This window comes from Streptomyces sp. SKN60, assembly GCF_026236535.1.
Classification (GTDB): domain Bacteria; phylum Actinomycetota; class Actinomycetes; order Streptomycetales; family Streptomycetaceae; genus Streptomyces.
Genome location: NZ_JAHTMW010000033.1, coordinates 60188 through 70405, shown reverse-complemented (window position 1 = coordinate 70405; position 10218 = coordinate 60188). Strand labels below are relative to the sequence as shown.

The window sequence follows — 10218 nt, the reverse complement described above, 5'->3', positions numbered from 1 at the left end:
CTGGACAACGACACCGGGCGCGGCTCCTACGGCGTGCCCACCCGGATCGCGCTGGTCAGGGGTGGCGACGGCGGCGGGGACGGCGTCGAGGGGTGCGGTGGCGGCGGCCGGGCCGAGCCGGGCGCCGTCGCGGACGGCGGCGAGGAGCAGGGCGGCCGGGGGCACCAGGAGGAGTCCGGCGAGCAGGCCCTCGGCGGGGACGAGACCGTGCCAGAGCCCGGCGCAGTGGGGGCACGCGCGCGCGTGCCGGGCTATGCGCTTGCGCCAGAGCGCGGAGGGGTGTCCGTCCCAGGAGGCGAGGCCGTCGCGAAGGGTGGGGCAGAGCGGCTGGGCGGACAGGGCGCGCACGACGACGCGGGCGGTCTCCAGCTGCGTCTTCATGCGCTGGACGCGTACGGCGGTGTGCTCCGGCGTGAGGTCGAGGGCGGCGGCGACCTCGTGGCGGGTGAGTTCGCCGGCGCACTCCAGCCACCACAGGGAGAGCAGGGCGCTGTCCTCGGGTTCGAGCCAGCGGGTGGCCTCGGCGGTCTCGCGGCGCTGCCCGGACAGCTGCAGCCGGACCACGGCGAGGTCGACGAAGTCGCCGCCGGGGTGGGCCAGGTCGCGGGCGTCGTCGAGGGCGCCGGCGGCGTACCGGGCCTGCTGCCGCTGCCAGTGGGAGCGCAGGGTGTTCATGGCGATGGCGACCAGCCAGGACCGGAAGCTGTCCGGGGCCCGCAGGGTGCCGAGGCCGTCGAGTGCGCGCAGCATGGTCTCCTGCACCACGTCGTCGACGTCGTGGTGCCCGTTCATCGCGCGGCCCACGATGTTGTAGACCAGCGGCAGGTGGTCGGCGACGAGCCGGTCCTGCGCCCGGGGATCGCCGGCCTGCGCGGCCCTCACCAGCTCGGTCCCGTGCGGTGCTTGCATGCCTTGCCTCATCCTGTCGTCCTGCCTGTTGCCGATGCCCGACACCTTGGGAGACCGGGAGCGCCGCACCGGATAACGGAAAACGCCGGGGAATCTTCTCGGACTTCCGTACGAGCGGGAAGCCCGGGTTCCGGAAGAGTGCCGTATGTCGGCGTTCCGGACCGTTCGTACCTGTGGATACTCCTGTGCGAATGTCCGTCGCTCGTGATACTCACTTGTCCACGGGCGGAGTGCTGTCTGACCTGCCCGTTCGACATCGCAAGGGGTGGGGACATGGCATTGCTTCGTGAGTGGGGGCTCACGCTCGGGAGATGGACCGGCCGGACGGCCGCCGCGGTCCTGGAGCGGGACTCCGGTGATCCGGACGTGACCCGCGTCCGGCACGCCGCCGAGGCGGGCGACTGGGCGACGGTGCGCGCCATTCTGGAGGCGCAGGACGAGAGCGGGGACCGCGCCGAGCTGCTGACGGCCGTCGCGGACACCGCCGGCGTGGAGCGGTGGATCGGCAAGGCGGTCGACGCCGAGCCGGACTCGGCACTGCCGAGGCTGGTCGCCGGCATGCGCCAGATCTTCTGGGGCTGGGAGGCCCGGTCCGGGCTGCGGGCGCAGCACGTCTCGCGCGAGCAGTTCGAGGTGTTCCACGAGCGGCTGCGCACCGCCGAGACCTGGCTGTACGAGGTGGCCGAGCGCGAACCGGCCTGGACGTCGCCGTGGTACGGGCTGCTGATGAGCGGGCGCGGCCTGCAGGTCGGCCAGGTCACCGCGCGGCGCCGGTTCGAGGCGGCGGTGCGCCGCGATCCGTACCACCTGGGCGCGCACCAGCAGCAGTTGCAGCAGGTCTGCGCGAAGTGGGGCGGTTCGCACGAGGAGATGCACGCCTTCGCGCGGGAGTCCGCGTTCGGCGCGCCCGCGGGGACCCCGCTCGGCCAGCTCGTCGCGCTCGCGCACCTGGAGCACTGGCTCGATCTCGACTCCGGCCCGGACGCCGCCTACATCCGGCGCCCCGAGGTGGTGGCCGAGCTGCACCGGGCCGCCGACCACTCGTACCGGCACGCGGACTTCGCCCCGCGCACCGGGCGGCTGCAGATAGCCAACAGCTTCGCCATGGCCTTCTCGCTCGCCGGCGAGCGGGCCGCCGCCCGCGAGTGCTTCGCGGCCACCGGCGGCCGGGTCACCGAGTTCCCGTGGCAGTACCTCGACAACGACCCGGTCGCGGCGTACCGCAAGCAACGCTCGGCCGCCGGCCGCTGAGCCGTGCGCCCGGGGCCCCGCGCTCCGCGCACCCGGGCCCTCCGGGCTCGCCGAACCGTCCTCCGTACCGTCGTACCGTCAGAAAGACGTCATCCAGGTGTCCCACTCGCATCGGACCGAGACCGCCCACACCTTCCAGGTCGACCTGCGCGGCCTGGTCGACCTGCTCTCCCACCACCTCTACTCCAGCCCCCGCGTCTATCTGCGCGAGCTGCTGCAGAACGCCGTCGACGCGATCACCGCGCGGCAGGCGCTGCACCCGGACGCGCCCGGCCGCATCACCGTGCGCACCGGTGACACCCTCACCGTCACGGACACCGGCGTCGGTCTGACCGAGGCCGATGTGCACCGCTTCCTCGCCACCATCGGGCGCAGCTCCAAGCGGACCGCCGACGGCGCCTTCGACGGCGCCGGACTCGACGCGGCACGCGGGGAGTTCATCGGCCAGTTCGGCATCGGACTGCTCGCCTGCTTCGTCGTGGCCGACGAGATCACGGTGCTCAGCCGCTCGGCGGCCGACCCGGCGGCGCCCGCCGTCGAATGGCGCGGGCACTCGGACGGCCGCTACACCATCCGTACGCTGCCGGCCTCGGAGGTGCCCGAGCCGGGCACCACCGTGCGGCTCACCCCGCGCGCCGACAACGCGGAGTGGACGACCCCGGAGCGGGTGGTCCAGCTGGCCCGGCACTACGGCGGGCTGCTGCGGCACGAGGTCACCGTCGTCGACCCGCGCGGCACGTCCCACCGGGTCAACGAGGCGCCGCCGTGGGAGCGGAGCCACCGCTCGCCGCTGGCCCGCAAGGAGGCGCTGACCGCGCACTGCCGCGAGCTGTTCGACTTCACTCCCCTCGACACCATCGAGCTCGACCTGCCGGCCGCCGGACTGCGCGGCGTGGCCTATGTGCTGCCGACCGCGGTGAGCCCGGCCCAGCGGGCCGGCCACCGGGTGCACCTCAAGGGCATGCTGCTCACCGACCAGGCGCCCGAACTGCTGCCGGACTGGGCCTTCTTCGTGCGCTGCGTGGTCGACACCACCAGTCTGCGGCCGACCGCCTCGCGCGAGTCGCTGTACGAGGACGGCACCCTGTCGGCGGTACGGGACGCGCTCGGCGACCGGATCCGGGACTGGCTCACCGGGCTCGCCGCCAGCGACCCGGCGCTGCTGCACCGCTTCATCGACACCCACCACCTCGCGGTCAAGGCGCTCGCCCGCTACGACGACGAGCTGCTGCGGATCGTGCTGCCCTGGCTGCCGTTCGAGACCACCGACGGCAACGTCACCCTGGAGGAGTTCGCCCGGACCCATCCGACGCTGCTGGTCACCCGCAGCGTCGAGGAGTTCCGGCAGGTCGCGCCGATCGCCGCGGCCGCCGGCCTCGGCGTGGTCAACGGCGGCTACACCTACGACCGGGACCTGGTGCACCGGCTGCCGGAGATCCGGCCGGGCACGGCCGTCGACGACCTCGACCCGGCCACCGTCACCGCCCATCTCGACGCCGTCGACCCGACCGCCGAACTGCGCGCCGCGGGCTTCCTCGCGGTGGCCCGCGAGACCATCGGCGTGCACGACTGCGACGTAGTGCTGCGCGACTTCCAGCCGGTCACCGCGCCCGCGCTGCTGCTCGACAACCGCGAGGCCCGCCACGAGCGCACCCGGGCCGGGCTCGCCGCCGACAGCGACGGCCTGTGGGCCGACATCCTGGGCTCCCTGCGGAACGAGACGCCGCGCGCCCAGCTGGTCCTCAACCACCTCAATCCGCTGGTCCGGCAGGCCGTCACCATCGCCGAGCGGGGTCTGGCCGTCACCACGGCCGAGGCGCTGTACGGGCAGGCGCTGCTGCTCAGCCGCCGCCCGCTCCGGGCGAGCGAGAGCGCCCTGCTCAACCGGGCCTTCATGGGCCTGCTCAGCCACGCCATGCACCACCCCGGTACGGACACCCCCGACGCGGGCACCCCCGGCACCGAGCCCCGGAAGGACTTCTGATGCTGGACACCCCCGAGGCCGTGTTCGAGGCGCTGCGGGAGAACCACGAGCGCCCGCACGGACTGCAGCGCACCGTCGTCGCCGAGGAGCTGGCGGAGGCGGCCGAGGTCTTCGACAAGCCCGACGTCCTGGTCACCGCCCTGCTCGAGCTGATGACCTCGTACGAGTTCACCGGCGAGCACCGCAAGGCGCCGGTCGTCTTCGCCCGGCTGCTCAAGCTGTGGGACACCGCTCCGGAGTCCTTCAGCGAAGGGGAGGCCCACCAGGTCTTCTGGCGCTTCAAGTGGGTGACGACCTCCCTGATCCAGGTGCCCGACGTGCCGCTGGCCACGATCCGGGGCTGGGTCGACCGGATGCGCGAGCGGTACGAGGCGGGCGGGCACGGCATGCAGCCGGTGGCCGCGATGCGCCATCACATCGCCGCGCACACCGGCGTGGGCGCCGCCGACGCGTACGACCTGTGGATCACCCGGCCCCGTACGGAGCTCAGCGACTGCGAGGCCTGCGAGACCCGGAACATGGCCCGGCATCTGATGGCCGACGGCGACGACTCGGCGGCGCTCGACGCCTGGGGTCCGGTGCTCGACGGCTCCCAGAGCTGCTCCGAGGAGCCGCAGTCGAGCCAGGCGCGGGCCCTGCTGCCCCTGCTGCGCACCGGCCGCACGGACGAGGCCCGGTCCCATCACCTCACCGGCTACCGGCGGGTGCGGGGCAACACCGGCATGCAGCAGGAGGTGGGCCTGCACCTGGAGTTCTGCGCCCTGTCCCGCAACGAGGGCCGGGGCCTGGAGGTCCTCGCCGAGAACCGAGGCCTGTTCGAGGCCACGGGCGCGCCGCTGGCCCGGCTCGGCTTCCTCACCGGCGTCGAGGTGCTGCTTGCCCGGATCGTCGCCCAGGGGCACGGGGACGTCACGGTGGCCGGCCCGCCCGGCCGGAACTGGACGGCGGCCGGGCTCCTCGGCCATGTGCGGGCCGAGGCGGAGCCGCTGGCCGCCGCGTTCGACACGCGCAACGGCACCACGGCCGTCGGGGACCGGCGCAAGGCCAGGCTCGCCCAGGAGCCGCTGCTCGCCGAGCCGCTGCCGCTCGGACTGCGCACCGCCGTGGTCCGCCCGGCCGCGGGCCCCGGCGCCACGGACACCCCGGCCTCCGGCACCGCCCCGGCGTCCCCGTCCGCGTCCCCGTCCGGCGTGGCGATCCCCGAGGACTTCGTCGAGCTGGTGCGGGAGGCGCGCCGGCTCTCCGGCGCGGGGCAGCCCTCCGAGCACCGCCTGTGGGAGCGGATCGCCGAGCGGATGGCGGACGGCAGCGCGCCGGACCCGCACGACCACCGCCTGGGCCCGCGCGAGCTCCTGGAGGCGGAGCTGGCCGACCACCGGGCGGACGGGCACGGCAACGCGGAACGCAGGACCGAGTTCGCCGCCGAACAGGACCGGGCGGCCGGGCTGTTCACCCGTGCGGGCATGCCGTGGCACGCGCTCGCCGCCCGGGCCAACGCCCTCGCGTGGGGCGCCGAGTGGCAGGAGGGCGAGACGGCCGGCCGGGAGGAGACGGCGGCCGGGATCGACGCCCTCCTCGCCGAGGCGGAACGGCTCGCGGCCGAGGCGCCGTTCACCGGAGAGGCGCCCGGTGCCGGTGAGACGGCGGTTTCCGCCCACTCCGGCAACGACGTCGGCAGGACCCGGGTCCTGCACCATCTGATGGTCCTGAACGCCGCCGCGTACAGCGCGTACCGCGAGGTCCTGGAGCAGCTGCCCGAGCCCTCGGAGGCCGCCGTGGCGCGGTTCGACGCGTTCAGCGGAAGGCTGCGCACGGAGTCCGAGCGCCTGTCCGCGCCCCATCAGACGGCCAACGCGCGTCAGTACGTGGCCGATCTGGCCGCGCGGCGCGGGGACCTCGCCCTCGCCGAGGCCGAGCTGCGCGCGGCCCTGGCCGATGTGGCGGCGGCCGGCCGGCCCTGGCGCGGCTCCCGGCCGCGGTGTCTGCTCGCCCAGTTCCTGCTGGCCCGGCACGAACCGGACGAGGCCGTCGAGCTGCTGCACCAGGCGATCGGCGACGCGGTGCGCCACGACGACGCCGGCTTCCCGCTGGCCCCGTCGTACGCGCTGCTCGGGCACGCCGCCTCGCACCAGGGGGACTTCGGCGGCGCGGTCCGGCATCTGTCGGAGGCGGCCGCGCGGTACGACCAGGACGGGGATCGGGAGGAGGCCACGGACGTCCGGCTCCAGCTCGCCGACGTGCTCGCCCGCGCGGGACAGCAGGCCGACGCCGTCGCCGTCCTGGAGTCGGTGCTCTCCGACGAGACGGCCGAAGGCCTCGACGAGCGGATGCTCGCCCAGGCGCGGCTGACCCTCGCGCGTGGTCTGCGGGAGCTCGGCGAGCAGCTGCCGGCGGCAGAGGAGTTCCTGCGGCTCGCGGACACCGTCGCCGGCTGGGAGGACGACCGGGCGGTCCACACCCTGGTGGCCGCGGAGGCCGCGGTCACGCTGGCGCTGGCCGACCGCTGGGACGCGGCGGCCTCGGCGTACGACCGGGCCGTCGCCGCGCACGCCGAGGCCGGGAACCCGCCGATGCTCGCCCACATGATGCGCGAGTTCGCCCGGCTGACCGTGCTCGCCCGGGAGGAGGAGGGCGTGGACGCGGCGCTGGAGCACCTGGCCCGGGCCGACGCGCTGTTGGCCGCCGAGCCCCAGGACACCGAGGACTTCGCGCTCTGGTACGAGCAGGGTTCCGTGCACTACCGGCGGGGCCGGGTGCTCGCCGAGGCCCAGCGCTTCCCCGAGGCCCTGGAGGCGGTGGAGGCCGCGATCGCCGCGCACGAGCGGGGCGGTGAGGAGGGCGAGGTGCCGCGTGCCGAGGCCGTCCGTATCGCCGCCCTGATCGAGGGCAACGGCCTGGAGCGGCGCGCGGCGGCGGTCACCCGCCTCGCGGCGGCCGCGGCCCGCTGCCGGGCCGGGGGCCTGCCGGAGGCGGCGGACATCCTGGACGCGCTCCGACAGGAGTTCCAGCAGCGCTAGGCACCGGAAGCACCGCCCGGGGCGTCGGTCACCGATGGGTGGCCGGCGCCCCCGCGTGCACCCCGGCGTGGTACTTGGGGATGCGGAGAGTGATCTTCATGCCGGCGCCGACGCCGGTCTCGATGACCAGGCCCTCGTGCGGGCCGTAGACCTGGCGGAGCCGTTCGTCGACGTTGCGCAGGCCGATCCCGGTGGTCGGGCCGCCCTCGCCGTGCAGGATGCGGCGCAGCCGCTCCGGGTCCATGCCCACGCCGTTGTCCTCGATGCTGACGCGGGCTGCGGAGCCCTCGTCGACGGCGGCGATGGTGATGAGGCTGCGGTCGACGGAGTCCTCCAGGCCGTGCTTGACCGCGTTCTCCACCAGCGGCTGGAGGCAGAGGAAGGGCAGCGCGACCGGCAGCACCTCGGGGGCGATCTGCAGGGTGACCTGGAGGCGGTCGCCGAACCGGGCGCGGACCAGCTCCAGATACTGCTCGATCGAGCCCAGCTCCTCGGCCAGGGTGGTGAACTCGCCGTGCCGGCGGAACGAGTAGCGGGTGAAGTCGGCGAACTCCAGGAGGAGTTCACGGGCCCGCTCGGGGTCGGTGCGGACGAACGAGGCGATCGCGGCGAGCGAGTTGTAGATGAAGTGGGGCGAGATCTGGGCGCGCAGGGCGCGGATCTCCGCCTCGATGAGGCTGCTGCGCGCCCGGTCGAGCTCGGCCAGTTCCAGCTGGACCGAGACCCAGCGGGCGACTTCCTCGGTGGCGCGGGCGACGGCGGCGGAGTCGTGCGAGCCGAAGGCGGCGAGGGCGCCCCTGGGGCGTCCGCCCGCGGTGAGCGGGGCGACGACCCCGAAGCGTACGGCGCAGTCGGCGCGGTCGCAGTCCACCGAGAAGGTACGGGTGCGGCCGGCCTGCACCGCCTTGGCGACATGCGCGGCGAGCTGCTCTCCGTGGTGCTCGCCGGTGCCCTCCCAGGCGAGCACGCCGTCGAGTCCGGTCAGCGCGAGGGACTGGGTGCCGAGCAGCGGGCGGAGCCGGCGCACCGCCTTGCGGGCGGTGTCGGGGGCGAGCCCGGCGCGCAGTGGCGGCGCGGCGAGGGACGCGGTGTGCAGGGTCTGGAAGGTGGCGCGTTCGACGGTGTCGGAGTCCGGCCCGTCGAGCGCGCCACGCACGCGGCGGCGGGCGCCCCGGACGTACCCGGCGCCGAGGACGTATCCCGCGCCCCGGACGTAGGCGGCGCCGGCGGCGAAGCAGAGCGCCCCGACGACGGCGCAGCAGAGCAGCAGCACGAGCACGGTCATCGGCGCGTCTTCCCGGTTCCGGCGGGCGTGGGGTGGGGCACGGGCGGCGGCTCGGGCAGATGCAGCCGCGCCATGATGGCGTCGGTGCCGGCCGGGACGCCCTTGGGGGTGGCCAGCGAGACCACGATCATGGTGAGGAAGCCAAGCGGTACGGTCCAGACGGCCGGCCAGGCGAGCAGGGCGCGCGGCCAGCCGGAGTCCGGCCAGCCGGCGACGGTGGCGAGGACGGCGGTGAGCGCGGCCCCGCCGCCGGCGACCATGCCCGCGACGGCGCCCGCGGCGGTGAGCCGGCGCCACCAGATGCCGAGCAGCAGCAGCGGGCAGAACGACGAGGCCGCCACGGCGAAGGCGAGGCCGACGGCGTTGGCGACGGACAGGCCCTGGACCACGACGTGCGCGGCGGCGGGCACCGCGACGGCCACCGCGGCGGCGAGCCGGAAGTGCCGTACACCGCGCGGCGAGGGCAGGAAGTCCTGGGTGAGGACGCCCGCGACGGCCATGGTGAGGCCGGAGGCGGTGGAAAGGAACGCGGCGCAGGCGCCGGCCGCGAGGAGCGCGCCGAGCAGGTCGCCCGCGGTGCCGCCGACGAGCCGGTCGGGCAGCATCAGGACGGCGGTGTCGGTGCTGCCGGTGAGCAGCAGATCGGGCGCGTACACCCGGCCGAGCGCCCCGTACACCGGCGCGAGGAGGTAGAAGACGCCGACGAGGCCGAGGACGACGACGGTGGTGCGGCGGGCGGCCCGGCCGTCGGGGTTGGTGTAGAAGCGGACGACGACGTGCGGCAGGCCCATGGCGCCCATGAAGGTGGCGAAGATCAGTCCGTACGTGGCGTAGAGCGGGTGCTCCTCGCCCGCCTGGCCTCGCGGTTCGGCCCAGCCCGTGTTGGTGCCGCCGTCGGCGGCGGCGGTGGCGCGCTCGGGCAGCGGGCTGCCGGCGGGGAAGCCGAGGACGGTGCCGGCCTCGACGCGGTGGCGGCCGGCCGTCAGGTCGACCTCCTCGGTGTCGTGGCGGAGCCCGTCGACGGTGCCGGTGACGGTGACCCGCAGCGGCGCGTCGAGGCCGAGGGTGAGGGTGTCGTCGATGCGCACCTGGCTGTGCCGGCGGAAGCCGGGCGGCTCGTCGAGGGCGGGGTCGGGCCGCCCGTCGGCGTACCAGGCGAACAGCAGGAACAGCAGCGGCACGAGCAGGGCGGTGAGTTTCAGCCAGTACTGGAAGGCCTGGACGAAGGTGATCGAGCGCATGCCGCCGGCCGCGACGGAGAGAGCGACGACGACGGCGACGACGATCCCGCCCGACCAGTGCGGCAGTCCGGTGAGGGTGCCGAGGGTGAGTCCGGCGCCCTGGAGCTGGGGCACCAGATAGAGCCAGCCGACGACCACGACGAGGATGCCCGCGGCGCGCCGGACGGTCCGGGACTCCAGGCGCGCCTCGGCGAAGTCGGGCAGCGTGTAGGCGCCGGAGCGGCGCAGCGGGGCGGCGACGAAGGCGAGCAGCACGAGGTAGCCGGCGGTGTAGCCGACGGGGAACCACAGCATGTCGACGCCCTGGGCGAGGACGAGTCCGGCGATGCCGAGGAAGGACGCGGCGGAGAGGTACTCGCCGCTGATGGCGGCGGCGTTGAGGCGGGCGGGCACGCTGCGGGAGGCCACGTAGAAGTCGGAGGTGGTGCGGGAGATGCGCAGTCCGAGGGCGCCGACCGCGACCGTGGCGACGATCACGGCGGAAACGGCGATCACGCCGTAGGGCTGGTTCACTCGGCGGCCCCGGCCGCC

6 protein-coding genes are annotated in these 10218 nt (G+C 74.9%); 3 read left to right on the top strand and 3 right to left on the bottom strand.

Features of this window, described 5'->3' with window-relative positions; genetic code table 11:
* A partial coding sequence (locus KV205_RS34370; protein WP_265868902.1) for an RNA polymerase sigma factor occupies window positions 1–909 on the bottom strand: 909 nt, incomplete at its 3' end.
* Window positions 910–1182: 273 nt separating this feature from the next.
* On the opposite strand from KV205_RS34370, the gene KV205_RS34365 reads away from it, so the two are divergent.
* The 3 genes from KV205_RS34365 to KV205_RS34355 all read left to right on the top strand — a co-directional run bounded on the left by KV205_RS34365 (window position 1183) and on the right by KV205_RS34355 (window position 7161).
* Window positions 1183–2160, top strand: a complete 978-nt coding sequence (locus KV205_RS34365) for a hypothetical protein (protein ID WP_265868901.1) — start codon at window positions 1183–1185, stop codon at window positions 2158–2160.
* 97 nt (window positions 2161–2257) lie between these two features.
* On the top strand, window positions 2258–4144 hold the full coding sequence (locus KV205_RS34360; RefSeq protein ID WP_265868900.1) for an HSP90 family protein: 1887 nt from the start codon (window positions 2258–2260) through the stop codon (window positions 4142–4144).
* Window positions 4144–7161: a hypothetical protein gene (locus tag KV205_RS34355; protein ID WP_265868899.1), complete on the top strand. Its 3018-nt coding sequence runs from the start codon at window positions 4144–4146 to the stop codon at window positions 7159–7161. The genes KV205_RS34360 and KV205_RS34355 overlap by 1 nt, the downstream gene beginning before the upstream one ends.
* 28 nt (window positions 7162–7189) lie before the next feature.
* Here the strand turns inward: KV205_RS34355 and KV205_RS34350 are convergent, their stop codons facing one another.
* Both KV205_RS34350 and KV205_RS34345 read right to left on the bottom strand, forming a co-directional pair.
* Window positions 7190–8446 (bottom strand): sensor histidine kinase, encoded by a 1257-nt coding sequence (locus KV205_RS34350; RefSeq protein ID WP_265868898.1) that lies wholly within the window; start codon window positions 8444–8446, stop codon window positions 7190–7192.
* Window positions 8443–10200, bottom strand: coding sequence for a cation acetate symporter (locus tag KV205_RS34345; RefSeq protein ID WP_265868897.1), 1758 nt, complete (start codon window positions 10198–10200; stop codon window positions 8443–8445). Before KV205_RS34345 ends, KV205_RS34350 begins: the two co-directional genes overlap by 4 nt.
* Window positions 10201–10218 lie beyond the last annotated feature (18 nt).

What these genes read in the sequence shown, in the direction of transcription:
- KV205_RS34365 (WP_265868901.1), top strand. Translation starts at nt 1,183, where the DNA reads ATGGCATTGCTTCGTGAGTGGGGGCTCACGCTCGGGAGATGGACCGGC.
- KV205_RS34355 (WP_265868899.1), top strand. Translation starts at nt 4,144, where the DNA reads ATGCTGGACACCCCCGAGGCCGTGTTCGAGGCGCTGCGGGAGAACCAC.
- KV205_RS34350 (WP_265868898.1), bottom strand. Translation starts at nt 8,446, where the DNA reads ATGACCGTGCTCGTGCTGCTGCTCTGCTGCGCCGTCGTCGGGGCGCTC.